At 70.2% G+C, this 24,053-nt stretch carries 20 protein-coding genes and 4 tRNA genes; 2 read left to right on the top strand and 22 right to left on the bottom strand.

Annotated features, from left to right (window positions below; all coding sequences use genetic code 11):
- Positions 1 to 49 precede the first annotated feature (49 nt).
- The 16 genes from J5Y04_RS23250 to J5Y04_RS23175 all read right to left on the bottom strand — a co-directional run bounded on the left by J5Y04_RS23250 (position 50) and on the right by J5Y04_RS23175 (position 18,739).
- Positions 50 to 739, bottom strand: a complete 690-nt coding sequence (locus J5Y04_RS23250; protein WP_209414027.1) for a response regulator transcription factor — start codon at positions 737 to 739, stop codon at positions 50 to 52.
- Positions 736 to 1,923, bottom strand: a complete 1,188-nt coding sequence (locus J5Y04_RS23245; RefSeq protein ID WP_209414026.1) for a sensor histidine kinase — start codon at positions 1,921 to 1,923, stop codon at positions 736 to 738. The genes J5Y04_RS23250 and J5Y04_RS23245 overlap by 4 nt, the downstream gene beginning before the upstream one ends.
- Before the next feature lie 82 nt (positions 1,924 to 2,005).
- The gene (locus J5Y04_RS23240) at positions 2,006 to 2,677 is read right to left on the bottom strand and encodes a DUF4097 family beta strand repeat-containing protein (RefSeq protein WP_209414025.1); all 672 of its coding nucleotides are present in this window, start codon (positions 2,675 to 2,677) and stop codon (positions 2,006 to 2,008) included.
- Positions 2,678 to 2,872: 195 nt separating this feature from the next.
- Positions 2,873 to 2,946: transfer RNA gene (locus J5Y04_RS23235), tRNA-Met, on the bottom strand.
- A gap of 176 nt (positions 2,947 to 3,122) precedes the next feature.
- The gene (locus tag J5Y04_RS23230; RefSeq protein ID WP_209414024.1) at positions 3,123 to 7,016 is read right to left on the bottom strand and encodes a DNA-directed RNA polymerase subunit beta'; all 3,894 of its coding nucleotides are present in this window, start codon (positions 7,014 to 7,016) and stop codon (positions 3,123 to 3,125) included.
- Between the two features lie 103 nt (positions 7,017 to 7,119).
- Entirely contained in the window at positions 7,120 to 10,596 is a 3,477-nt protein-coding gene (rpoB, locus tag J5Y04_RS23225; protein WP_209414023.1) for a DNA-directed RNA polymerase subunit beta, read from the bottom strand.
- Positions 10,597 to 11,334: 738 nt separating this feature from the next.
- Positions 11,335 to 11,718: a 50S ribosomal protein L7/L12 gene (rplL, locus tag J5Y04_RS23220; protein ID WP_148644362.1), complete on the bottom strand. Its 384-nt coding sequence runs from the start codon at positions 11,716 to 11,718 to the stop codon at positions 11,335 to 11,337.
- A 90-nt stretch (positions 11,719 to 11,808) separates the two neighbouring features.
- Entirely contained in the window at positions 11,809 to 12,372 is a 564-nt protein-coding gene (gene rplJ / locus J5Y04_RS23215; protein ID WP_209414022.1) for a 50S ribosomal protein L10, read from the bottom strand.
- 395 nt (positions 12,373 to 12,767) lie between these two features.
- Positions 12,768 to 13,628 carry a hypothetical protein gene (locus tag J5Y04_RS23210; RefSeq protein ID WP_209414021.1) on the bottom strand — a complete coding sequence of 287 codons (861 nt, stop codon included), beginning with the start codon at positions 13,626 to 13,628 and terminating at the stop codon, positions 12,768 to 12,770.
- Positions 13,629 to 13,763: 135 nt separating this feature from the next.
- Entirely contained in the window at positions 13,764 to 14,585 is an 822-nt protein-coding gene (locus J5Y04_RS23205) for a hypothetical protein (protein ID WP_209414020.1), read from the bottom strand.
- A gap of 96 nt (positions 14,586 to 14,681) precedes the next feature.
- The gene (locus J5Y04_RS23200; RefSeq protein ID WP_209414019.1) at positions 14,682 to 15,467 is read right to left on the bottom strand and encodes a hypothetical protein; all 786 of its coding nucleotides are present in this window, start codon (positions 15,465 to 15,467) and stop codon (positions 14,682 to 14,684) included.
- 195 nt (positions 15,468 to 15,662) lie between these two features.
- On the bottom strand, positions 15,663 to 16,385 hold the full coding sequence (gene rplA / locus J5Y04_RS23195) for a 50S ribosomal protein L1 (RefSeq protein WP_209414018.1): 723 nt from the start codon (positions 16,383 to 16,385) through the stop codon (positions 15,663 to 15,665).
- 76 nt (positions 16,386 to 16,461) lie between these two features.
- Positions 16,462 to 16,896, bottom strand: coding sequence for a 50S ribosomal protein L11 (gene rplK, locus J5Y04_RS23190; RefSeq protein WP_209414017.1), 435 nt, complete (start codon positions 16,894 to 16,896; stop codon positions 16,462 to 16,464).
- A 162-nt stretch (positions 16,897 to 17,058) separates the two neighbouring features.
- Positions 17,059 to 17,958: a transcription termination/antitermination protein NusG gene (gene nusG / locus J5Y04_RS23185; protein WP_209414016.1), complete on the bottom strand. Its 900-nt coding sequence runs from the start codon at positions 17,956 to 17,958 to the stop codon at positions 17,059 to 17,061.
- 211 nt (positions 17,959 to 18,169) lie between these two features.
- Positions 18,170 to 18,517, bottom strand: coding sequence for a preprotein translocase subunit SecE (secE, locus tag J5Y04_RS23180; protein ID WP_148644354.1), 348 nt, complete (start codon positions 18,515 to 18,517; stop codon positions 18,170 to 18,172).
- Positions 18,518 to 18,666: 149 nt separating this feature from the next.
- Positions 18,667 to 18,739, bottom strand: a tRNA-Trp gene (locus J5Y04_RS23175).
- Positions 18,740 to 18,980: 241 nt separating this feature from the next.
- On the opposite strand from J5Y04_RS23175, the gene J5Y04_RS23170 reads away from it, so the two are divergent.
- Positions 18,981 to 20,228, top strand: coding sequence for a pyridoxal phosphate-dependent aminotransferase (locus J5Y04_RS23170; RefSeq protein WP_209414015.1), 1,248 nt, complete (start codon positions 18,981 to 18,983; stop codon positions 20,226 to 20,228).
- Between the two features lie 95 nt (positions 20,229 to 20,323).
- Positions 20,324 to 21,415, top strand: coding sequence for an adenosine deaminase (locus tag J5Y04_RS23165; protein ID WP_209414014.1), 1,092 nt, complete (start codon positions 20,324 to 20,326; stop codon positions 21,413 to 21,415).
- On the opposite strand, the gene J5Y04_RS23160 is transcribed toward J5Y04_RS23165, so the two are convergent.
- The 6 genes from J5Y04_RS23160 to J5Y04_RS23135 form a co-directional block, all read right to left on the bottom strand.
- Entirely contained in the window at positions 21,405 to 22,448 is a 1,044-nt protein-coding gene (locus J5Y04_RS23160; protein ID WP_209414123.1) for a UDP-N-acetylmuramate dehydrogenase, read from the bottom strand. The two genes, J5Y04_RS23165 and J5Y04_RS23160, sit on opposite strands and share 11 nt — an antisense overlap.
- Positions 22,449 to 22,502: 54 nt before the next feature.
- On the bottom strand, positions 22,503 to 22,925 hold the full coding sequence (locus tag J5Y04_RS23155) for a MaoC family dehydratase (protein WP_148644351.1): 423 nt from the start codon (positions 22,923 to 22,925) through the stop codon (positions 22,503 to 22,505).
- Between the two features lie 4 nt (positions 22,926 to 22,929).
- Positions 22,930 to 23,388, bottom strand: coding sequence for a MaoC family dehydratase N-terminal domain-containing protein (locus J5Y04_RS23150; RefSeq protein WP_148644350.1), 459 nt, complete (start codon positions 23,386 to 23,388; stop codon positions 22,930 to 22,932).
- A gap of 116 nt (positions 23,389 to 23,504) precedes the next feature.
- Entirely contained in the window at positions 23,505 to 23,669 is a 165-nt protein-coding gene (rpmG, locus tag J5Y04_RS23145; protein WP_006604855.1) for a 50S ribosomal protein L33, read from the bottom strand.
- Positions 23,670 to 23,752: 83 nt separating this feature from the next.
- Positions 23,753 to 23,825: transfer RNA gene (locus tag J5Y04_RS23140), tRNA-Met, on the bottom strand.
- Positions 23,826 to 23,868: 43 nt separating this feature from the next.
- Positions 23,869 to 23,941: transfer RNA gene (locus J5Y04_RS23135), tRNA-Thr, on the bottom strand.
- Between the last annotated feature and the right edge of the window lie 112 nt (positions 23,942 to 24,053).

The following is a 24,053-nucleotide window of genomic DNA, read 5'->3' as shown; positions in this document are numbered from 1 at the left end:
GCGAACCCGCCGCCTCCCCCGTGCGGGGGAGACACCGGCGAGCCCGGCCTCAGCCCTCCCCCGCGACGACCGCCCCCGCCTCGTACGCGAACACCACCGCGTGCACCCGGTCCCGCAGCCCCAGCTTGCTCAGCACATTGCTGACGTGCGTCTTCACCGTGTGCTCGCTCACCACCAGCTCGGCCGCGATCTCCGCGTTGGAGAGCCCGCGCGCCAGCAGCCGCAGCGTCTCCTGCTCGCGCGCCGTCAGCTGCTCCAGCAGCCGGGACGGCGCCCGCACGCCCTGCGCCGACTGCGCCGCCCCGCCCGGCCGTCGCGCGGCGAACTCCCCGATCAGCCGCCTCGTCACCGACGGTGCCAGCAGCGCCTCCCCGGAGGCCACCATCCGCACGCCGTGCGCCAGGTCGTCCCGCCGGACGTCCTTGAGCAGGAACCCGCTGGCCCCCGCGTACAGCGCGTCGAAGACGTAGTCGTCGATGTCGAAGGTGGTCAGCATGATCACCTTGGTGGCCGGGTACTCCGCGCAGACCCGGCGGGCCGCCTCCAGGCCGTCCATCACCGGCATCCGGACGTCCAGCAGCAGCACGTCCGGGCCGTGCTCGCGCACCGCCGCGATCGCCTCGACGCCGTCGCAGGCCTCCGCGACCACCTCGATGTCCGGCTGCGCGTCCAGGATCATCCCGAACCCGGCCCGCACCAGCTCCTGGTCGTCCGCGACGACCACCCGTATCGGCGTCATCCGCCCACCCTCTCCGCCAGGCCCGCTGCACCCACCGGCAGCCGGGCACTCACCAGGAAACCCCTGCCCTCCGGACCGGGACCGGCCTCGGCCCGCCCGCCGCAGGCCGCCGCCCGCTCCCGGATGCCGACCAGCCCGCGCCCGCCGGACCAGTCGCTGACCGCCCGGTCCGCGCTCGGCCGTACGCCGTGCCCGTCGTCGCAGACCACGACCTCCAGCTCCTCCCCCGCCCGGACCACCCGCACCGAGACCCCGGAGGCACCCGAGTGCTTCACCGTGTTGGTCAGCGCCTCCTGGACGATCCGGTACGCCGCCGCCTCCACGTCGGCCGGCAACGGCCCGTCGAAGGTCCCCAGGTCCAGCTCCACCCGCAGGCCGGCCCCGCGCACCCGCTCGGCGAGCGCCGCCAGCTCGGCCAGCCGCGGCTGCGGCGCCAGCTCCGGCGCCGCGCCCTCCTCCTTCAGCACGCCGAGCACCCGCCGCAGCTGCACCATCGCGTCACGGCCCGAGTCGGCGATGGTGTCGAACGCCTTGACCGCCCGCTCCGGACTGCTGTGCACCACCAGCGGCCCCGCCTCCGCCGTGATCACCATCAGCGAGACGGCGTGCGCCAGGATGTCGTGCATCTCCCGGGCGATCCGGGCCCGTTCCTCCGCCACCGCCCGCGCCGCGTCGCTGGCCGCCCGCCGGCCGGCCTCCCGCGCCCGCTCCGACTCCACCAGCGCGAGCCGGCGCAGCTCGCGCACCAGCGAACCGAACACGAAGGTGCCGACGGTCAGCAGCAGGCTGAAAAACGCCCCGTTCACCGAGTGGGTGCCCAGGATGTTGGAGACGACCAGGACGACCAGCAGCAGCCCGCGCTGCCAGTCCCGCGCCCGGTCCGCGACCGTGTAGATGGTGAGCACCGCGTACACCGGGATCTGCGGCATCACCGAGTGGGCGACCACCGACACCGGGACGGACGCCAGACCGCTGAGCGCGGCCACCGTCAGCGGCGCCCGGCGGCGCCACGGCAGCGGCAGGGCCGTGCAGAGCGCCATCGCATATACCCACCAGGGCCACGCCCTGTCGTCGTTGAGGACCGCCCAGACGGAGACCCCGGCCGAGAACAGTGCCAACGGCACGTCCAGCACGTACGGGTTCACCCCGGCCATCCGGCTCCGCCAGCGCGCCACCAGCCCCATCACCGCTCCTCCCCCGGGTGCGGGGAGGGCGTCCCCGCGGAGAAGATCATGCCCCACCGGGACGAACCCCGGTACGCGGCGCTCAGCCATGGGCGACCGTCACGCCCCCGGCGTCCGTCCGCGCCAGGATGGCGTGCTGCGCCCCCGGCTGCCGCGGAACCGACACGTCGACCCCGCCCGCGCCCGCGCTCGCGTCCACCGCGTAGGCCTCCCCGGCCGGCACCGTCACCCGCACCCCGCCGGTCCCCGCCCGCGCCTCCACCCTGGCCGGCGCCCCGGCGAAGGACGCCTCGATGCCGCCCGTCCCGGTCCGCAGCAGCGCGGTCGGCGAGGTCAGCCCGCTCGCCTCCACCCCGCCGGTCTCGACCGTGGCCTCCACCTCGCCGGCCAGCCCGGCCAGCGTCACTCCGCCGGTCTCGGCCTTCACCCGCACCTTCGTCCCGGCGGGCACGTCCACCTCGTACCCGACCCCGCAGTCGTCGCAGTCGTACGTCAGCGTCAGCGTGCCGTCCTTCAGCTCGTGGCTGCTCCTCGGCGCCTCGTCGTGGTAGCTCTGGTGCTCGGCCACCTTCACCGCGCTCCCGCCGCCACGTACGGTGACCCCGCCCGTGTGCGCCACGACCACCAGCTCCCGCACCGGCCCGCTCACGTCGTACGCGACGTCCCGCCGCTGCTCGTCGCCCCCGGCGAAGCACCCCGACATCCCGGCCAGCACCGCCCCGGTGATCGCCACCGCTCCCAGCATCCGCTTCATGACCGGCTCCCCTCCACGTCCGTTTCCCCGACGCCGAAGAGCCTCCCCCGCCGCACCCGGCGGCCGCCTCGCCCGCCCGGGCGGTTTCCCCGCCTCCCTCGCACGGGGGAGCCGGCCCGGCCGCGGCGTGCCGGGCCCCGGGAACGACGAAGGGCCCGGAGGCTTGATGCCTCCGGGCCCTTCGTTGCTACTGAGTAGCGGGGACAGGATTTGAACCTGCGACCTCTGGGTTATGAGCCCAGCGAGCTACCGAGCTGCTCCACCCCGCGTCGGTAGGTATGACCTTACGCGACTTCGGCCGGGATGCCTAATCGCTTTCCCCACGGCCCGGACCGGCGGCGGAACCGGCCCCGGGAACGCCGCAGGGCGGCCACCCCGTGAGGGGTGACCGCCCTGCGATCAGTGACCTGGCCCCTCCTGCCCGACGACGGGCAGGAAGGGGGACTCAGCCGGTGTACGGGCCGTAGTCGTAGTCGTCCAGCGGGACCGCCTGGCCGGAGCCGGCGCCGAAGGGCGACAGGTCGTAGTCGTCGTAGCCGACGGCCGAGTACATGGCGGCCTTGGCCTCCTCGGTCGGCTCGACCCGGATGTTGCGGTAGCGGGGCAGACCCGTACCGGCCGGGATGAGCTTACCGAGGATGACGTTCTCCTTGAGGCCCAGCAGCGGGTCCGACTTGGCGTGGATCGCCGCGTCGGTGAGGACCCGGGTCGTCTCCTGGAAGGAGGCGGCCGACAGCCAGGACTCGGTGGCCAGCGAGGCCTTGGTGATACCCATCAGCTGCGGACGGCCGGAGGCGGGGTGACCGCCCTCGGAGACCACGCGACGGTTCTCCTGCTCGAAGCGGCCGCGCTCGACGAGCTCGCCCGGGAGCAGCTCGGCGTCGCCCGACTCGATGATCGTCACGCGGCGGAGCATCTGCCGGATGATGATCTCGATGTGCTTGTCGTGGATCGACACACCCTGCGAGTTGTAGACCTTCTGGACCTCGGCGACCAGGTGGACCTGGACGGCACGCTGGCCCATGATCCGCAGCACGTCGTGCGGGTTGGTGGCACCCATGGTCAGCTTCTGGCCGACCTCGACCGCCTCGCCCTCGCTGACGAGCAGCTTCACGCGCTTCGAGACCGGGTAGGCGATCTCGTCGCTGCCGTCGTCCGGCGTGATGACCAGCTTGCGGGTCTTCTCGGTGTCCTCGATGCGGACCCGGCCCTGCGCCTCCGAGATCGGGGCCACACCCTTGGGGGTACGGGCCTCGAAGAGCTCGACGACACGGGGCAGACCCTGCGTGATGTCGTCACCGGCCACACCACCGGTGTGGAAGGTACGCATGGTCAGCTGGGTACCGGGCTCACCGATGGACTGGGCGGCGATGATGCCGACCGCCTCACCGATGTCGACCAGCTTGCCGGTGGCCAGCGAGCGCCCGTAGCACATGGCGCAGGTGCCGACGGCCGACTCACAGGTCAGGATCGAGCGGGTCTTGACCTCGCTGATGCCGTGGCGGATCAGCTCGTCGATCAGCACGTCACCGAGGTCGGTGTTGGCGGTGGCAAGGAGCTTGCCGTCCACCGTGATGTCCTCGGCGAGCATGCGGGCGTAGACGCTGGTCTCGACGTCGTCCGTCTTGCGCAGGACGCCGTCCGCACCGACGGTGCCGATCGCCAGCTTCAGGCCGCGCTCGGTGCCGCAGTCCTCCTCGCGGATGATGACGTCCTGGGAGACGTCGACCAGACGACGGGTGAGGTAACCGGAGTCGGCGGTACGCAGAGCGGTGTCGGCCAGACCCTTACGGGCACCGTGGGTGGAGATGAAGTACTCCAGAACGGTGAGGCCCTCACGGAACGACGCCTTGATGGGTCGCGGGATGGTCTCGTTCTTGGCGTTCGACACCAGACCACGCATACCGGCGATCTGGCGCATCTGCATCATGTTTCCACGGGCACCCGAGTCGACCATCATGAAGATGGGGTTCGTCTTCGGGAAGTTCGCGGCCATGGCGTCCGCGACCTCGTTGGTCGCCTGGGTCCAGATGCCGACGAGCTCCTGCTTGCGCTCGTCGTTGGTGATCAGACCGCGCTCGTACTGCTTCTGGACCTTCTCCGCCTTCGCCTCGTAGCCCTCGAGGATCTGGGGCTTGCTCGGCGGGACGATGACGTCCGAGATGGAGACGGTGACACCCGAACGGGTCGACCAGTGGAAGCCGGCCGCCTTCAGGTTGTCCAGGGTCGCCGCGACGGTGACCTTGGGGTAGCGCTCCGCCAGGTCGTTGACGATCGCGGAGAGCTGCTTCTTGCCCACCTCGTAGTCGACGAACGGGTAGTCCTCGGGCAGCAGCTCGTTGAAGAGCGCGCGGCCCAGGGTGGTGTTCAGGCGGAAGGACTCGCCCTCGAACCAGCTCGACTGACCCTCCTCGTCCACCGGCGGGGTCCAGCCGCGGGGCGGGACGGTGCCGATCGGCAGACGCAGCTCGATCGGGGCCTGGACGTCCAGCTCGCGGGCGTCGAAGGCCATGATCGCCTCGGCGGTCGACGAGAAGGAGCGGCCGGCGCCCTTCACGTTGTCGCGGTCCGAGGTCAGGAAGAACAGACCGAGCACCATGTCCTGGGTCGGCATGGTGACGGGGCGACCGTCGGCCGGCTTCAGGATGTTGTTCGAGGACAGCATCAGGATGCGGGCCTCGGCCTGCGCCTCCGCGGAGAGCGGCAGGTGGACGGCCATCTGGTCACCGTCGAAGTCCGCGTTGAACGCGGTGCAGACGAGCGGGTGGATCTGGATGGCCTTGCCCTCGACCAGCTGCGGCTCGAAGGCCTGGATGCCGAGGCGGTGCAGGGTGGGTGCACGGTTCAGCAGCACCGGGTGCTCGGCGATGACCTCTTCGAGGACGTCCCACACGACCGGGCGGGCGCGCTCGACCATGCGCTTGGCCGACTTGATGTTCTGCGCGTGGTTCAGGTCGACCAGGCGCTTCATCACGAACGGCTTGAAGAGCTCCAGCGCCATGGCCTTGGGCAGACCGCACTGGTGCAGCTTGAGCTGCGGGCCGACGACGATGACCGAACGGGCCGAGTAGTCGACTCGCTTGCCGAGCAGGTTCTGACGGAAACGACCCTGCTTGCCCTTCAGCATGTCGCTGAGGGACTTCAGCGGACGGTTGCCGGGGCCCGTGACCGGGCGACCACGACGGCCGTTGTCGAACAGGGCGTCGACGGCCTCCTGGAGCATGCGCTTCTCGTTGTTCACGATGATCTCGGGAGCACCGAGGTCGAGAAGCCGCTTCAGGCGGTTGTTGCGGTTGATGACGCGGCGGTACAGGTCGTTCAGGTCGGAGGTCGCGAAGCGGCCACCGTCCAGCTGCACCATCGGACGCAGGTCCGGCGGGATGACCGGGACGCAGTCCAGCACCATGCCGTTGGGCTTGTTGGTGGTCTGCAGGAACGCGGAGACGACCTTGAGGCGCTTGAGCGCACGGGTCTTCTTCTGGCCCTTGCCGGTGCGGATGATCTCGCGCAGGCGCTCGGACTCCTCCGCCAGGTCGAAGGTCTCGAGGCGGTCCTTGAGGGCCGCCGCGCCCATCGAGCCGGAGAAGTAGGTGCCGAAGCGGTCGCGCAGCTCGCGGTAGAGCAGCTCGTCGCCCTCGAGGTCCTGGACCTTGAGGTTCTTGAAGCGGGCCCACACCTCGTCGAGGCGGTCGAGCTCGCGCTGCGCACGGTCGCGCAGCTGCTTCATCTCGCGCTCGGCACCCTCGCGCACCTTGCGGCGCACGTCGGCCTTGGCGCCCTCGGCCTCCAGCTCGGCCAGGTCGGTCTCGGCCTTCTTGGCACGGGCCTCGAGGTCGGAGTCGCGGCGGTTCTCGATCTGCTGACGCTCGACCGAGACGTGCGCCTCCAGGGACGGGAGGTCGCGCTGGCGGCGCTCGTCGTCGACCCAGGTGATCATGTAGGCGGCGAAGTAGATGACCTTCTCGAGGTCCTTCGGCGCCAGGTCGAGCAGGTAGCCCAGACGGGACGGGACACCCTTGAAGTACCAGATGTGGGTGACCGGGGCGGCCAGCTCGATGTGGCCCATCCGCTCACGGCGCACCTTGGCGCGGGTCACCTCGACGCCGCAGCGCTCACAGATGATGCCCTTGAAGCGGACGCGCTTGTACTTGCCGCAGTAGCACTCCCAGTCCCGGGTCGGACCGAAGATCTTCTCGCAGAAGAGTCCGTCCTTTTCGGGCTTCAGGGTGCGGTAGTTGATGGTCTCCGGCTTCTTGACCTCGCCGTGCGACCACTGGCGGATGTCGTCGGCGGTGGCCAGGCCGATGCGGAGCTCGTCGAAGAAGTTGACGTCAAGCACTGGTCGTCAAGCCCTCTTTCGTAAGTCGAGAGTCGTTCGTGTGGTCTGAGGGGGGCCTGGGGGCGGGCCGGCTCTCAGTGGTTAAGAGCCGGCCCAACCTCCGTCAGACCTCTTCGACGCTGCTCGGCTCGCGCCGGGACAGGTCGATGCCGAGCTCCTCGGCGGCGCGGAACACGTCCTCGTCGGAGTCCCGCATCTCGATGGACTGGCCGTCCGAGGACAGCACCTCCACGTTGAGGCAGAGCGACTGCATTTCCTTGATGAGGACCTTGAAGGACTCGGGAATGCCGGGCTCGGGGATGTTCTCGCCCTTGACGATGGCCTCGTAGACCTTCACGCGGCCGAGAACGTCGTCGGACTTGATGGTGAGCAGCTCCTGCAGCGCGTAGGCCGCGCCGTACGCCTCAAGGGCCCACACCTCCATCTCACCGAAGCGCTGACCACCGAACTGCGCCTTACCACCGAGCGGCTGCTGGGTGATCATCGAGTACGGGCCGGTCGAACGGGCGTGCAGCTTGTCGTCGACCAGGTGGTGCAGCTTGAGGATGTACATGTAGCCGACCGAGACCGGCATCGGGAACGGCTCGCCGGAGCGGCCGTCGAACAGCCGGGCCTTGCCGGTGGAGTTCACCAGGCGCTCACCGTCACGGGTGAGGGTGGTGTTGTCCAGCAGGCCGGTGATCTCGTCCTCGCGGGCGCCGTCGAAGACCGGGGTGGCCAGGTTGGTGCCGCCCTGGACGGTGTCGGCGCCGATCGCCTGCAGGCGCTGGGCCCACTCGTCGGCGAGGCCGGAGACGTCCCAGCCCTGCTTGGCGAGCCACCCGAGGTGGATCTCCAGGACCTGTCCCGGGTTCATTCGGGACGGGACGCCCAGCGGGTTCAGGATGATGTCGACCGGGGTGCCGTCCTCCAGGAACGGCATGTCCTCGACCGGCAGGATCTTGGAGATGACACCCTTGTTGCCGTGGCGGCCGGCGAGCTTGTCACCGTTGGTGATCTTGCGCTTCTGGGCCACGTAGACGCGGACCAGCTGGTTCACGCCCGGGGGCAGCTCGTCGCCCTCTTCGCGGTCGAAGACGCGGACGCCGATGACCTTGCCGGACTCACCGTGCGGCACCTTCAGCGAGGTGTCGCGGACCTCACGGGCCTTCTCACCGAAGATCGCGCGGAGCAGGCGCTCCTCCGGGGTCAGCTCGGTCTCACCCTTGGGCGTGACCTTGCCGACCAGGATGTCGCCGGTGACGACGTCGGCGCCGATGCGGATGATGCCGCGCTCGTCGAGGTCGGCGAGGACCTCCTCGGAGACGTTCGGGATGTCCCGGGTGATCTCCTCGGGGCCGAGCTTGGTGTCACGGGCGTCGACCTCGTGCTCCTCGATGTGGATCGAGGAGAGGACGTCGTCCTGGACGAGGCGCTGCGACAGGATGATCGCGTCCTCGTAGTTGTGACCCTCCCACGACATGAACGCCACGAGCAGGTTCTTGCCGAGGGCCATCTCGCCCTCGTCGGTGCACGGGCCGTCGGCCAGCACCTGGCCGGCCTCGACCCGGGCGCCCTCGTCCACGAGCACCTTCTGGTTGAAGGCGGTGCCCTGGTTCGAGCGGGTGAACTTGGCGGCGCGGTACGTGGTGTACGTGCCGTCGTCGTTGGCCACGGTGACGTAGTCGGCCGAGACCTCCTGGACGACACCGGCCTTCTCGGCGGTGATGACGTCCGCGGCGTCGACGGCGCAGCGGTACTCCATGCCGGTGCCGACCAGCGGAGCCTCGCTCTTCAGCAGCGGCACCGCCTGGCGCATCATGTTCGAGCCCATGAGCGCGCGGTTGGCGTCGTCGTGCTCGAGGAACGGGATCATGGCGGTCGCGACCGACACCATCTGGCGCGGCGAGACGTCCATGTAGTCGATCTCGGTGCCGGGGATGTAGTCGATCTCGCCACCACGGCGGCGGACCAGGACGCGCGGCTCGGCGAAGTGCAGGTCCGCGGTCAGCGGCGCGTTCGCCTGGGCGATGACGTAGCGGTCCTCCTCGTCGGCGGTCAGGTAGTCCACCTTCTCGGTGACCACACCGTCGACGACCTTGCGGTACGGGGTCTCGATGAAGCCGAAGGCGTTGACCCGGCCGTACGAGGCCAGCGACCCGATCAGACCGATGTTCGGGCCTTCGGGGGTCTCGATCGGACACATGCGGCCGTAGTGCGAGGGGTGCACGTCACGGACCTCGAAGCCGGCGCGCTCACGGGAGAGACCGCCGGGGCCGAGCGCGGACAGACGACGCTTGTGGGTCAGGCCCGACAGCGGGTTCGTCTGGTCCATGAACTGCGACAGCTGGCTGGTGCCGAAGAACTCCTTGATGGAGGCGACGACCGGCCGGATGTTGATCAGGGTCTGCGGCGTGATCGCCTCGACGTCCTGGGTGGTCATGCGCTCGCGCACGACCCGCTCCATACGGGCGAGACCCGTACGGACCTGGTTCTGGATGAGCTCGCCGACGTTGCGCAGGCGGCGGTTGCCGAAGTGGTCGATGTCGTCGACCTCGACCACGATGTCGCGGCCCTCGTCGTCACGCCACTCGGTCTCGCCCGCGTGCAGCTTCACCAGGTACTTGATCGCACCGATGATGTCGGGCTCGGTGAGCACGCCGGAGTCCAGCGACTCGGCGTTGCCCAGCTTGCGGTTGACCTTGTAACGGCCGACCTTCGCGAGGTCGTAGCGCTTCGGGTTGAAGTAGAGGTTCTCCAGAAGCGTCTGCGCGGCCTCGCGCGTGGGCGGCTCGCCCGGGCGCAGCTTGCGGTAGATGTCCAGCAGCGCGTCGTCCTGGCCCTGGGTGTGGTCCTTCTCCAGGGTGGCGCGCATCGACTCGTACTCGCCGAACTCCTCGAGAATCATCTCGTTGGTCCAGCCGAGCGCCTTGAGCAGCACGGTGACGGACTGCTTGCGCTTGCGGTCGATGCGGACGCCGACCATGTCGCGCTTGTCGATCTCCATCTCCAGCCAGGCACCACGCGAGGGGATGACCTTGCAGGAGTAGATGTCCTTGTCGGACACCTTGTCCAGGGTGGAGTCGAAGTACACACCCGGGGAGCGGACGAGCTGCGAGACGACGACACGCTCGGTGCCGTTGATCACGAACGTGCCCTTGTGGGTCATGAGCGGGAAGTCGCCCATGAAGACCGTCTGAGACTTGATCTCACCGGTCTCGTTGTTGGTGAACTCGGCCGTGACGAAGAGCGGAGCCGCGAACGTGAAGTCGCGGTCCTTGCACTCGTCAATGGAGTTCTTCGGCGGCTCGAAACGGTGGTCGCGGAAGGTCAGCGACATCGACCCGCTGAAGTCCTCGATCGGGGAGATCTCTTCGAAGATCTCCTCCAGACCGGACTTCGTGGGGACGTCCTGACCACTCTCCAGGGCCGCCTCGACCCGGGACTTCCAGGCCGCGTTACCGAGCAGCCAGTCAAAGCTCTCGGTCTGCAGGGCCAGGAGGTTCGGGACCTCGAGGGGCTCCTTGATCTTCGCGAAGGAGACGCGGAGCGGGGCGGTGGATGCGGCGGAATTGTTCGAGGCGTTGCGCGGCGCGGCCAAGAGGGGGGTCCTTCCGAGGGCTCGGAGCTCACTACGCGCGTACCGGCCGGGCCTGGAAAGGCTTGGTCCCACCTCCCTCGCCACTGGCCTCTGCCGGGGGTGAAAACCCGAGGTCAGAGCCGTTTTGCGGAGGCGGTGCCAGACCCCTTCAGGGCAACGCAAACTCCGGGCGACGAGTCACGGAGCAGCTAACAGGCAGCGCAAAGGGACAGTGTAGCCAAACGGCACACTGCTGTCCAGCTCTGATTCGGAAACCGAATCGGAGACTCCTCCCGGTAGCCGGCGGGCGCGAACGCCCCCCGGGTACTGCACCGGCCCGGGCACTCCCGGGCCTTCACGACTCACCTGGAGTCACTTCCCGCCGGAGGTGCTGGTTATGCATCCAGCAGTGAACCAACCGGGCGGACTCGCGCCTTGAGAATCGCGCGCCGCGCCTGGTTCGTCAAGGGCCCGCCTCCGGCGCGGACCTCGACCCGTCCATCGCTGCGAACCCGCCCGGCGTTACAGAAGCCGTGGTGAGGGCCACTCTCGATGACAGCGATCACCATACCCGCCCGCACCGACACTGCCGAGTGCGCTCTCGGCCACACCGGTGGTTCCCCGCCGCCGGGCCCGCCGGGGGCCGGGAACGCGAAAAGGCCGGGCCGACCACCCGCGAGGGTGATCGGCCCGGCCCAGGCGTCCTCAGCCCGCAAGGGGGCTGGGGGGCACCTCCCGGCCGCTAGGGCCGGGGGAAAGTCACTTGACGGTGACCTTGGCGCCGGCGGCCTCGAGGGCAGCCTTGGCCTTCTCGGCAACGTCCTTGGCAACCTTCTCCAGGACCTTGGCACCAGCGGTGTCAACGAGGTCCTTGGCCTCCTTCAGGCCGAGGGAGGTCAGGGTGCGCACCTCCTTGATGACCTGGATCTTCTTGTCGCCGGCACCGTCGAGGATGACGTCGAACTCGTCCTGCTCCTCAGCGGCCTCGGCCGTCGGGCCGGCAACGCCGGCGGCGGCAACGGCGACCGGAGCGGCAGCGGTGACGTCGAACTTCTCCTCGAAGGCCTTCACGAAGGCAGCGAGCTCGATGAGGGTGAGCTCCTCGAACTGCGCGAGCAGCTCGTCCTGGGTCAGCTTCGCCATGATTGGCGTCCTTCCACTAATTCGGCAGGTGGTGCCGTATGTACGGGTTGGCGGGCGTACGGGCCCGCAGCGAGGCGTGAGCCTGCCGAATTACTCGGCGGCCTCGTCCTCGGCGGCGGGAGCCGGCGTACCGGCACCGCCCTGCTCGACCTTGTCGCGCAGCGCGTCCACAGTGCGGACGAGCTTCGACGGCAGGGCCTGGAAGAGCGCAGCAGCCTGGGACTGCTTGGCCTTCATGGCGCCGGCCAGCTTGGCGAGCAGCACCTCGCGGGACTCGAGGTCCGCGAGCTTCTTGATGTCATCGGCGGACAGCGCCTTGCCGTCAAGGACACCGCCCTTGATGACGAGAGCGGGGTTCTCCTTGGCGAAGTCACGCAGAGCCTTCGCCGACTCCACCGGGTCACCGGTGACGAAGGCGACAGCCGTCGGACCGTTGAACTGGTCGTCGAGCTCCGTGATCCCGGCCTCGTTGGCAGCGATCTTGGTCAGCGTGTTCTTCACCACGGCGTACTGGGCGTTGTCACCCAGCGAGCGACGCAGGGTCTTGACCTGCTTCACCGTCAGACCGCGGTACTCGGTCAGTACGGCCGCGTTCGAGGCGCGGAACTTGTCCGCGATCTCGGCGACGGCAGCAGCCTTGTCGGGCCTAGCCATAGGCTTACGCCTCCTTCCGTGATGTCGAAGTCCGGCCGACCGCAAAAGTCGACCATTCTCACCTCGGACCGCCGGACGGAAGGAAAGCTCCTGCAGAAAAGCAGATGAGCCCCGGTGCGCAGGCGCACGGGGCTCAGTACGACCTCGACAGGCCCACGTGCGAACACGGGGGACCCGGAAGTCCAAGCTCCAAACAATCCTGCGCGGGCTGCCTGCGCTGAAAGCGCAGATCCTTCGGTCACACACTCCCCTGCGGGCGCATGGCGACAACCAGCGGTCTTTGGCTTCGGCAACAGTAGCCGGAGCCCGCCGTCCGGGGCAAATCGCCCAGGATCACCGCCCACCGACGGGACGGCCGGGGCGCGACGGGAGGCCGGGACGGGAGGCCGGGACGGTCAGCGGGCCAGCGGGGAGACGTTGCGGACGCCCGCGTCCACGGTGTCCGCCTCGGCCGGGGCCTGGGCCGAGAGGCTGCCGGCGAACTCGGAGTAGAGCACCGAGTCGTCCGCCCGGCCGCCCTCCCCGGTGCCGGTCCGCTGGAGCTTGACCAGCTGGTCCTTGTCGTTGAGCCAGAGGTCCAGGGTCAGCGAGGCCGAACCCCCGGGGGCGAGCGCGGCGCGCAGGCCCTCCCGGCGGGCCGGGCTCAGCTGGGTCTGCGCGGCCGCGTACCGCTCGGCGTCGGTGGTGACCCGGTAGTGCACGACCGCCGAGTCCTCGAACTTCTCCTCGCCGAGGAACTGCGCCTCCACCCCGTCCGCGGTCGCGGCGGCCAGCGCCTCGACCGGGTTGAGCAGGTCGATCAGCCCGGCGTACGGGACCTCCCGGTGGCCGTCCGGGCCCGGCGTGCCGGTGAACCGCTCCCAGTGCCGGCCGCCGAGCCGGGCCGCGGTCGCGGCGTCGCCGCCCTGGTACGCCACGGTGTCCACGACGATCAGCTGCTCGGCCTCGGCCGGGGTGGAACGTTTGACCTGGAGGGCGGTCTTGGGCAGCCAGAACATCGGGCCGGAGCCGGCGTCCGGGCCGAGCCGGTAGCTGACCTTGGCCCGGCGGGCGGTCTGCATGGCCAGCTGGGCGGAGAGCAGGACGCCGTGCGGCGACCGGTCGGTCGGCTTGGCCGGGCCCGTCGGGGAGGCGCTGGTCGGCGTCGGCGTGCCGGAGGGCGCCGGCGGTGAGCCGTCACCCCCGCCGCACGCCGTCAGGCCGCCCGCCAGCAGCGTCGCGGCCACCACCGCCGCCAGCTGCCGCCGCACCGCCATGCCCGCTCCCCTTCCGTCCCTGACGCGCCTGTTCCGAGCCACCTTGCCACCAGGACCCCGGCCGACGGGCGGCGCCCCCTCCTCCGACCGGGTGAGCGGCCGACCGGCCCGGACCGGACCGGGGGCGGGGCGGGCTCAGCCCCCGAAGAGCCTGGAGAAGTCGGAGCTCTTGCCGACGTCGCCGAAGGCCGGCGCCTCGATCTTGGCCGCGGTGCCGAGGCCCGAGTACTTGACGGTGACGGCCTGCTGCTCGCCGTTCTTGTTGCTGTAGCCCTTGAGCTGGACCAGCTCCTGGGTGCCGTTGATCCAGAAGTCGACGGTCATCGTGTTGCCGCCCGCCGCGAGGGTCTGCTGGACGGCGGCGCGCTGGTCGCTGCCGAGCGCGGTCATAGCCTCGGTCAGCTTGGCGACGTCCTCCACCGCACGGTAGTGCGTGGTCTGGACCCCGCCGACGGCCTCCGCCCCGACCTTGGTCGGCTTGCCGGCCTGGGCCGCCACGGTGAGCTGGAGCACCGGGTTGCTCAGCTGGGTCACGGTCAGGAACATGCCGGCCATCGGGCCCACGCCCGGGTCCTGCGGGGTGACCTTCGCCCAGTGCTTCCCGGCCAGGGCGGCCGTCACGTCGGGGCCGCCGCCGAGGAAGATGTCGTCGCCGACCACCCGGGTCTTGGTGGACGCCTTGCCCTTGCCGGCCACGTCGATGTCGGTTCTCTGCTTCCACTGGGCGGTGCCGGTCATGGTGTTGTCCGGCAGGGCCAGCTCGACGTTGCCGTTGGCGGCCTTCTCCATCACCACGGCCGAGGCGGCCAGCGCGGCCTTCGGTTCGAAGCCGGAGGCCTTGCCGGCGGCCGGGTCCTCGGAGGACTTGGTGTCCGCCTTGCCGTCACCGCAGGCCGCCAGTCCTCCGACCAGCACGGCGGCTGTGACGGCGACGGAAGCGAGGCGCAGAGCACGCATGAAGAAACCCCCAATGAGGCCCGATTGTCAGGTAATACTCAGCGGACTCTAACGGATCGTCAAAGTCCGCCTGACAACGGCCACCCCCGGAACGGCTCAGCCGGTCGCCGCCGGGGTCTCCGTGGCCGCCACGGCCTCGGAGACGTCGGTCGTGGTGACCACCGTTCCGGCGCTGCCCTGGACCGTGGCGCGGAGCCGGACCAGCCGGTTCCCGGGCGCCACCCAGAAGTCGTAGCCGATCGTCGTGACCCCCTGCTGCCGCTGGTAGGCGAGCACCACGGCGAGCCGGTCGGGGCCGAGCCCCTCGTCGGCGCCGAAGTACTCGGCCACCGGCGCCGTGGCCCGGTAGTGCGCCACCGTGCCGCCGGCCAGCTGCTCGCCGCCGAGCGAGGTGAGCTTCCCGGCCAGCGCCATCGCGTGCGCCGGGCCGCCCGGATTGGCGACCAGCCCGCTCAGCCAGCCGCCCGCGTACGCCGCACCGGGCGCCCGCGGGTCCAGCGACTCGGCGTCGGCCCGCTCGGCCCGCTTCGCCGGCGCCCCGCCGTACGCGAGGTCGAGCGCGCCGTCCCGGGCCTGGAGCCGGCCGGTGCCCGACTCGTCGGTGACGGTCAGGTCGACGGCGTCCTTGGCGCCCCAGATGACGGTTCCGGAGGCGGTCCGCCGCCCGGCGGGACCCTCCTCGACGGTCTGGACCTGCGCGCCGCCGACGTCGTCCAGGGCCTGCGCGGCCGAGAGCAGCACCTGCTTGGGCGGCCGGACGGTCGCGGCCCCGTCACCCGGGGTGCGCTCCCCCGAGACGGCCATCAGGCTGCATGCGGTGAGACAGCCGGCGAGCAGCAGCAGGGCTGCCCCCCAGACGGCGGGGCGAAGGGCGGGCAGCACGGCACACTCCGGCAGTCACACAAGAAAGTCACATGATCCGACCGGCTGAGCGTACGACGCGCCACACCCCTCTTTCCCCCCGCCCCGGTCTCGATCCGGACACGACGACGGGCCCGCACCCCGGTGAAGGGGTACGGGCCCGTCGTACGGACTACTGCTGCGCCCAGGACGCGGCTACCGGTGTGAGCTCGGGGCTCAGACGGAAGCCGGGTCCTCCTCGACCAGGAGGTTGCGGGTGCGGTTCGGGTCCACCGGGATGCCGGGGCCGATGGTGGTGGAGACCGCGGTCTTCTTGATGTAGCGGCCCTTGGCGGCGGACGGCTTGGCGCGGAGCACCTCGTCCAGCGCGGCGGCGTAGTTCTCGACCAGCTGCTCGTCGGTGAAGGAGACCTTACCGATGATGAAGTGCAGGTTCGAGTGCTTGTCGACGCGGAACTCGATCTTGCCGCCCTTGATGTCGTTGACAGCCTTGGCGACATCGGGGGTGACGGTGCCGGTCTTCGGGTTCGGCATCAGACCACGGGGACCGAGCACGCGGCCGAGGCGGCCGACCTTGCCCATGAGGTCCGGGGTGGCGACGACGGCGTCGAAGTCCAGCTTGCCCTTGGCGACCTCGTCGATGAGCTCGTCGGCACCGACGATGTCGGCGCCCGCAGCACGCGCGGCCTCGGCACGCTCGCCGGTCGCGAAGACCAGGACCCGAGCGGTCTTACCGGTGCCGTGCGGGAGGATCACGGTGCTGCGGACCATCTGGTCGGCCTTGCGCGGGTCGACGCCCAGACGCATGGCGACCTCGACGGTGCCGTCGAACTTGGTGGTGCTGGTCGCCTTGGCGAGGCGGATGGCCTCGAGGGGGGCGTAGAGGCGGTCGCGGTCGACCTGAGCGTCCGCGGCCTTCAGAGCCTTGCTGCGCTTCACTGCTGCTCCTGAGTGGGGAATGGAGTCGTGGTATCGACGGGCCGCGCGGGCCCTACCACATGGACGAGAAGGGTGATCAGCCCTCGACCGTGATGCCCATCGACCGGGCGGTGCCGGCGATGATCTTGGACGCGGCGTCCAGGTCGTTGGCGTTCAGGTCGGGGAGCTTGACCGTGGCGATCTCGCGGACCTGGGCGGCCGTGAGCTTGGCGACCTTGGTCTTGTGCGGCTCGGCGGAGCCCTTCTCCACGCCCGCGGCCTTCAGGATGAGGCGCGCGGCCGGCGGCGTCTTCGTGATGAAGGTGAAGGTGCGGTCCTCGTAGACCGTGATCTCCACCGGCACGATCATGCCGCGCTGCGACTCGGTCGCAGCGTTGTAGGCCTTGCAGAACTCCATGATGTTGACGCCGTGCTGACCCAGCGCGGGGCCGACCGGCGGCGCCGGGTTGGCCGCACCGGCGTTGATCTGGAGCTTGATAAGCCCCGTGACCTTCTTCTTCTTGGGAGGCATTTCTCTCCGGGTCCTTCCGAGAGGTGATTGCTGGTGCGTGCCGAACCGGGGCGACACCCGGCCGCCAGCACACACATCGGACCAGGCTAACGCGGATGCGCCGCTGGACCAAAACGACTTCGGGGCGGAGCCGCAGCCCCGCCCCGAAGCCGAAGCTCAGTGCTAGTTCTTCTGGATCTGGTCGAAGGAGAGCTCGACCGGGGTCTCCCGGCCGAAGATCTCGACCAGGCCCTTGACCTTCTTCGAGTCCGGGTTGATCTCGTTGATGGTCGCCTGCAGGGTGGCGAACGGGCCGTCGGTGACGGTGACCGAGTCGCCGACCTCGAAGTCGAGGACCTGGATCTCGCTCGGCTTGACCGGCGAGGGCTTGCCGGCCTCCTTGGCCGCCTGGCGCTCGACGTCGGGCGCCAGCATCTTGACGACCTCGTCCAGGGTCAGCGGGTACGGGTCGTAGGCGTTGCCGACGAAGCCGGTGACACCGGGGGTGTTGCGCACGACGCCCCAGGACTCCGGCGTGAGGTCCATGCGCACCAGGACGTAGCCGGGGAGCTTGTTCTGGCGGATGGTCTTGCGGTCGCCGTTCTTGATCTGGACGACCTCCTCCTGCGGCACCTCGGCCTGGAAGATGTACTCCTCGACGTTCAGCGAGACCGCGCGCTGCTCCAGGTTCTGCTTGACCCGGTTCTCGTAGCCCGCGTAGGTGTGGATCACGTACCACTCGCCCGGCATGAAGCGCAGGTCCTCGCGGAACTTGGCGACCGGGTCGACCTCGACGGCGGGCTCGGCCTCGACCTCGGCCTCGACCTCGACCTCGTCGGCGGCCTCCTCGGCCTCCTCGACGGCGGGCTCCTCGTCGGACTCCACGTGCAGCGCGGCCTCCTCGGCCGGCTCGCCGGCCTCGGCCTCGTCGTACGCCTCGGCCTCGTCCTCGTCGCTGTCCGCGGCGTCCACGATCTGCTCGGCGGCCTCGACGTCGTCAGCCAGCTCGGCCGCGTCCAGCTCGGCGGCGACATCCGCCTCGCGGACGGTCTCGTCGGCGTCGTACAGGGGGGACTCAGACACGGTGGCTGCTTCTTTCCTGGAGATGGTGAAGGTGGCGCGCTCCAAGGCCGCTCCGGCGCCGCTCCGCTCACGCGGGCGCCGGCAACTGTCTCGGAGACTTCAACAGTACCGAGTCAACGGTAGCGGCCGCGTACGTCCGGCGCCGACAGCTCGACCCGGGCCGATGAATCGGCCCGGGTCGGGAAGCTGTTTCGAAGGTGGGGCGGCTCGGTCAGCCGAAGATCCAGAGGCTGAGCTTCGAGAACCCGTAGTCGAGACCGGCCACGAAGGCCATCACGACCACGACGAACACGACCACCACGGTGGTGTAGTTGACCAGCTCGCTGCGGGTGGGCCAGACGACCTTGCGCAGCTCGGCGATGATCTGCCGGTAGAACAGGGCGAGCCGGGCGAAGACGCCCTTCTTGGCCCGCTTGCCGGACTTCTTGTCGCCGGAGCGGCCGGCCCGCTTGCGGTCGCGACGCGACTCGCCCTCGGCGGGCGTGGTCTCGTCCGCGCCGTCGGCACCCTCGGGGTTGCCGCTCTCAGGCGTTGCGGTGGAGCCCGTGGTCTCCGTCACTCGTCCTCACCTGAATCCGGGTCCTGCCGAGCATCACCTGCGTACCCGATCGGGCACGAGCGGCCGGCTAAAGCGGTGCTGTTCGGTGCCCTCTCCGCATCAAGCCCGCTCGCTCTGTGGAGCGAACGGGCTGAATACGGATCAAGCAGCAGGGCAAGAGGGACTTGAACCCCCAACCGCCGGTTTTGGAGACCGGTGCTCTACCAATTGAGCTATTGCCCTACGGTGCCTCGCGGCTCCTGTAGCGACCACCAACCTACCGCATCTCCCGCCGCTGTATGCACAAGCGGTGAAAGCTTCGGCTTTCTCGGTGGCCGTCGAGCAGTGAGTGTACGTGGTCGAGGGGGGTTTGGTCGAACCTCTTCTTCAACGGCCCACGTCGGCGCGGTCGCCATGCGGACACCCCCGTACATATGGTGAAACCCCCATGCCCGGTCCGTCCCGATTCTGCGACCATGCAGGCATGAGCGCTTCCACCCCGCAGCCCGACAGTTCCGTCCGCCCCGCCGACCGACGGGTCTCCGCCCGGATCGGCGCCATCGCCGAGTCCGCGACCCTCGCCGTGGACGCCAAGGCCAAGGCCCTCAAGGCGGCCGGCCGGCCGGTGATCGGCTTCGGCGCCGGCGAGCCGGACTTCCCCACCCCGGACTACATCGTCGAGGCGGCCGTCGAGGCCTGCCGCGACCCGAAGAACCACCGGTACACCCCGGCGGGCGGCCTGCCCGAGCTGAAGGCCGCGATCGCCGCCAAGACGCTGCGCGACTCCGGCTACTCGGTGGACGCCTCCCAGGTCCTGGTGACCAACGGCGGCAAGCAGGCGATCTACGAGGCGTTCGCCGCGATCCTCGACCCGGGCGACGAGGTCATCGTCCCGGCCCCGTACTGGACCACCTACCCGGAGTCGATCCAGCTGGCCGGCGGCGTCCCGGTCGAGGTCGTGTCCGACGAGACCACCGGCTACAAGGTCTCGGTCGAGCAGCTGGAGGCCGCCCGCACCGAGAACACCAAGGTGGTGCTCTTCGTCTCGCCGTCCAACCCGACCGGCGCGGTGTACACCGAGGCCGAGGCCCGGGCCATCGGCGAGTGGGCGCTGGAGCACGGCCTCTGGGTGCTGACCGACGAGATCTACGAGCACCTGGTCTACGGCGACGCGAAGTTCACCTCGCTGCCGGCCCTGCTGCCCGCGCTGGCCGACAAGACCATCGTGGTCAACGGTGTCGCCAAGACGTACGCGATGACCGGCTGGCGGGTGGGCTGGGTGATCGGCCCGAAGGACGTCGTCAAGGCCGCGACCAACCTGCAGTCGCACGCCACCTCGAACGTCTCCAACGTCGCGCAGCGCGCCGCGATCGCCGCCGTCAGCGGCGACCTCTCCGCCGTGCACGAGATGCGCACCGCCTTCGACCGGCGCCGCAGGACCATCGTGAAGATGCTCAACGAGATCGAGGGCGTCCTCTGCCCCGAGCCCGAGGGCGCGTTCTACGTCTACCCGTCCGTCAAGGGCCTGCTCGGCAAGGAGATCCGCGGCAAGCGCCCGCAGACCTCGGCCGAGCTGGCCACCCTGATCCTGGACGAGGCCGAGGTCGCGGTCGTCCCCGGTGAGGCCTTCGGCACCCCGGGCTACCTGCGCCTGTCGTACGCGCTCGGCGACGCCGACCTGGTCGAGGGCGTCGGCCGGATCCAGAAGCTGCTCGCCGAGGCGACCGCCTGACGGCACCCGCCCGGCCCGGACCGCCCCCTTCACCCCTTCGGGGGACGTGAAGGGGGCGGTTCCCGTATCCGGGTCCGATGCGGCAGTATCGGCGAATGGAACGCCTGCTGAATCCGCGAGACGTCAGGGACCTCCCCAAGGCCCACCTGCACCTGCACTTCACCGGCTCGATGCGCCCCGCCACCCTGCTGGAACTGGCCGACAAGCACGGCGTCCGCCTGCCGGAGGCACTCAGCTCCGGCGAGCCGCCCAGCCTGCGGGCCACCGACGAACGCGGCTGGTTCCGGTTCCAGCGCCTCTACGACACCGCCCGGTCCGTCCTGCGGGACGAGTCCGACATCCGCCGGCTGGTCATGGAGACCGCCGAGGACGAGCGCCGGGACGGCTCCCGCTGGCTGGAGATCCAGGTCGACCCGACCTCATACGCGCCCCGGCTCGGCGGTCTGATCCCCGCGCTGGAGCTGATCCTGGACGCCGTCCGGCACGCCTCCGAGGCCACCGGCGTCGGCATCCGGGTCCTGGTCGCGGCCAACCGGATGAAGTCCCCGATGGACGCCCGGACCCTGGCCCGGCTCGCCGTCCGGTACGCCGACCAGGGCGTGGTCGGCTTCGGCCTCTCCAACGACGAGCGGCGCGGCCTCGCCCGGGACTTCGACCGGGCCTTCGACATCGCCCGCAGGGGCGGGCTGCTGGCCGCCCCGCACGGCGGCGAGCTGGCCGGCCCGGAGTCCGTCCGGGACTGCCTGGACGACCTCGGCGCGGGGCGGATCGGCCACGGCGTCCGGGCCGCCGAGGACCCGCGGCTGATGCAGCGGCTGGCCGACCGTCAGGTCACCTGCGAGGTCTGCCCCTCGTCCAACGTCTCGCTGGGCGTCTACGAGCGGGCCGAGGACGTCCCGCTGCGCCGGCTGTTCGACGCGGGCGTGCAGCTGGCGCTGGGCGCCGACGACCCGCTGCTGTTCGGCACCCGGCTGGCCGCCCAGTACGACCTGGCCCGCGACGTGCTCGGCTTCAACGACGCGGAACTCGCCGAGCTGGCCCGCCAGTCGGTGCGCGGCTCGTGCGCGCCGGAGACCACCCGCAAGGAGCTGCTGGCGGACATCGACACCTGGCTGCTGGACGGGTCCCGCCCCTGGGGTCCGCCCTCCGGGGCGGGGCCGTCCTCCGCGGCGGGGCCTAGAGCTTGACGCCCACCATGACCGGCTCGTTGACCAGCTCGACGCCGAACGCCGCCCGGACGCCGTCGCGGATCTCCCGGGCCAGCGCCAGAAGGTCCTCGGCGGTGGCCGCGCCCCGGTTGGTCAGGGCCAGCGTGTGCTTGGTGGAGAGGGTGGCCGGGCCGCTGCCGTAGCCCTTGCCGAAGCCCGCCTTGTCGATGAGCCAGGCGGCCGAGGTCTTGGTGCAGCCGTCCGGCGCCGGGTAGGCGGGGGCGGTGAGCTCGCGCTCGGCGGCCAGGGCCAGGAAGGCGTCGTACTGCTCGGCGGTCAGCACCGGGTTGGTGAAGAAGGAACCCGCCGACCAGGTGTCGTGGTCGGCCGGGTCGAGCACCATGCCCTTGCCCGAGCGCAGCCGCAGCACGGCGTCGTGGGCCTCGCGCAGCCCGACCGGCTCGCCCTGCTCGACGCCCAGGTGCCGGGCCGTCTCGGCGTAGGCGACCGGGGTGGAGAGCCCGCCGTGGTCGGCCAGCCCGAACCGGACCCGCAGCACCACGTAGCGGTCCGGGTCGGCCTTGAAGCGGCTGTGCCGGTAGGAGAAGGCGCACTCGGCGTTGGAGAGCGTCACGGTCTCGCCGGCCCGGCGGTCGTAGGCGACCACCTCGGTGACGGACTGCGCCACCTCCTGGCCGTACGCGCCGACGTTCTGGACGGGCGTGGCACCGGCCGAGCCGGGGATGCCGGCCAGGAACTCGATGCCGGCCAGGCCGTGCTCCACCGTACGGGCCACCGCCTCGGCCCACACCTCGCCGGCGGCCAGCTCCAGGGTGGTGCCGTCCAGCGCGAAGCCGGTGGTGGCGATCCGCAGGACCGTCCCGGGGAAGCCGGCGTCGCCGATCACCAGGTTGGAGCCGCCGCCGAGGACCAGCAGCGGCTCACCGGCGGCGTCGGCCTCGCGGACGGCGGCGACCACCTCGTCGTCGGTGGTCGCGGTCACCAGGCGGCGGGCCGGACCACCGAGCCGGAGCGTGGTCAGCGGGGCGAGGGGGGCGTCGAGTTCTACCAGCACGCCCACCAGCGTACGGGGAGGGGCCGGGCCGCCCCTCCCCCGCCGGGCGTCTCAGGCCAGCCGGACGACGGCGCGGGACATGCCCAGCACCTTCTGGCCGCCGTAGGTCGCCACCAGGTCGACCTGGACCTTGCGGTCGTCGAGCAGCTTGGCCACCTTGCCGGTGACCTCGATCACGGAGCCGACCCCGTCGTTGGGCACCGGCACCGGGCGGGTGAACCGCACGCCGTACTCGACCACCGCACCCGGGTCGCCGACCCAGTCGGTGACCACCCGGATCGCCTCGGCCATGGTGAACATGCCGTGCGCGATGACGTCCGGCAGGCCGACCTCCCTGGCGAACTTCTCGTTCCAGTGGATCGGGTTGAAGTCGCCGGAGGCGCCCGCGTACTGCACCAGTGTGGCGCGCGTCACGGGGAAGGACTGCGCGGGCAGCTCGGTGCCGGCCGCGACCTCGTCGAAGCTGATCGCCATGGTGCTACTCCCCCGCCTCGTCGGCGGCACGGGCCACCAGGGTCATGACCGACGTCACCACGTGCTCGCCGCTCGCGTCCGACACCTCGCCGCGCACGGTGAGCACGTCGTTGCCCGCGAGCGACTTGATGTTGTCGATGGTCACCGCGACCGAGAGGCGGTCGCCGGCCCGCACCGGGCGGGTGTACGCGAACTTCTGATCGCCGTGCACCACCCGGCTGTAGTCCAGGCCCAGCTCCGGGTCCTGGACCACCTGGGCGGCGGCCCGGAAGGTCAGCACGAACGGGAAGGTCGGCGGGGCGATGACGTCCTGGTGCCCGAGCGCCTTGGCGGCCTCCGGATCGGTGTACGCCGGGTTGGCGTCACCCACGGCCACCGCGAACTCGCGGATCTTCTCCCGGCCGACCTCGTACGGCTCGGTGGGCGGGTAGGTCCGCCCGATGAAGGAGGGGTCGAGTGCCACGGGCAAACTCCTCGTAAGTCCGGTGGATGGCAAAAAAGACTCCGGGCCGCACCCAGTGAGGGTGCGGCCCGGAGTCGAAGACCTGAATCACACAGGCCCGGCGCCCTGCAACAGGGTCAGCGGGTCTCGCGGTGCGCGGTGTGCGAGTTGCAGCGGGGGCAGTGCTTCTTCATCTCAAGACGGTCCGGGTCGTTACGCCGGTTCTTCTTGGTGATGTAGTTCCGCTCCTTGCACTCCACGCAGGCCAGCGTGATCTTCGGGCGGACGTCGGTGGCAGCCACGGGAGTGCCTTCCTTGGACAATGAATAAGAACACAACAAGAGTAGCCGACCGGGAGTGCGATCTCCCGACCGACTACGCGGGGTAGCGGTGACCGGACTTGAACCGGTGACACAGCGATTATGAGCCGCTTGCTCTACCAACTGAGCTACACCGCCACAGTGATCCGGAGCACAGCCGAAGCTGACTCCTTTTCACCAGAGCCCCCATGCGGAATCGAACCGCAGACCTTCTCCTTACCATGGAGACGCTCTACCGACTGAGCTATAGGGGCGAACGAGGAAGAGATTACACGTTCCGCGCCCAGAGGTGAAATCCGTATCCCGTGGCGAAGACCGCAGGTCGGCGGCGTGCACGGGCGAGCGATCGAAGGCCGGGTGTTCGAC

This window comes from Kitasatospora sp. RG8, assembly GCF_017813315.1.
In the GTDB taxonomy this organism is placed as follows: domain Bacteria; phylum Actinomycetota; class Actinomycetes; order Streptomycetales; family Streptomycetaceae; genus Kitasatospora.
The sequence above is the reverse complement of the archived record's forward strand: the minus strand, read 5'-3'. Positions and strand labels throughout refer to the sequence as shown.

Coding starts and splice junctions, on each gene's coding strand:
- J5Y04_RS23250 (WP_209414027.1), bottom strand. CDS start 739: ATGACGCCGATACGGGTGGTCGTCGCGGACGACCAGGAGCTGGTGCGG.
- J5Y04_RS23245 (WP_209414026.1), bottom strand. CDS start 1,923: ATGGGGCTGGTGGCGCGCTGGCGGAGCCGGATGGCCGGGGTGAACCCG.
- J5Y04_RS23240 (WP_209414025.1), bottom strand. CDS start 2,677: ATGAAGCGGATGCTGGGAGCGGTGGCGATCACCGGGGCGGTGCTGGCC.
- rplL (WP_148644362.1), bottom strand. CDS start 11,718: ATGGCGAAGCTGACCCAGGACGAGCTGCTCGCGCAGTTCGAGGAGCTC.
- rplJ (WP_209414022.1), bottom strand. CDS start 12,372: ATGGCTAGGCCCGACAAGGCTGCTGCCGTCGCCGAGATCGCGGACAAG.
- J5Y04_RS23210 (WP_209414021.1), bottom strand. CDS start 13,628: ATGGCGGTGCGGCGGCAGCTGGCGGCGGTGGTGGCCGCGACGCTGCTG.
- J5Y04_RS23205 (WP_209414020.1), bottom strand. CDS start 14,585: ATGCGTGCTCTGCGCCTCGCTTCCGTCGCCGTCACAGCCGCCGTGCTG.
- rplK (WP_209414017.1), bottom strand. CDS start 16,896: ATGCCTCCCAAGAAGAAGAAGGTCACGGGGCTTATCAAGCTCCAGATC.
- J5Y04_RS23170 (WP_209414015.1), top strand. CDS start 18,981: ATGAGCGCTTCCACCCCGCAGCCCGACAGTTCCGTCCGCCCCGCCGAC.
- J5Y04_RS23165 (WP_209414014.1), top strand. CDS start 20,324: ATGGAACGCCTGCTGAATCCGCGAGACGTCAGGGACCTCCCCAAGGCC.
- J5Y04_RS23155 (WP_148644351.1), bottom strand. CDS start 22,925: ATGGCGATCAGCTTCGACGAGGTCGCGGCCGGCACCGAGCTGCCCGCG.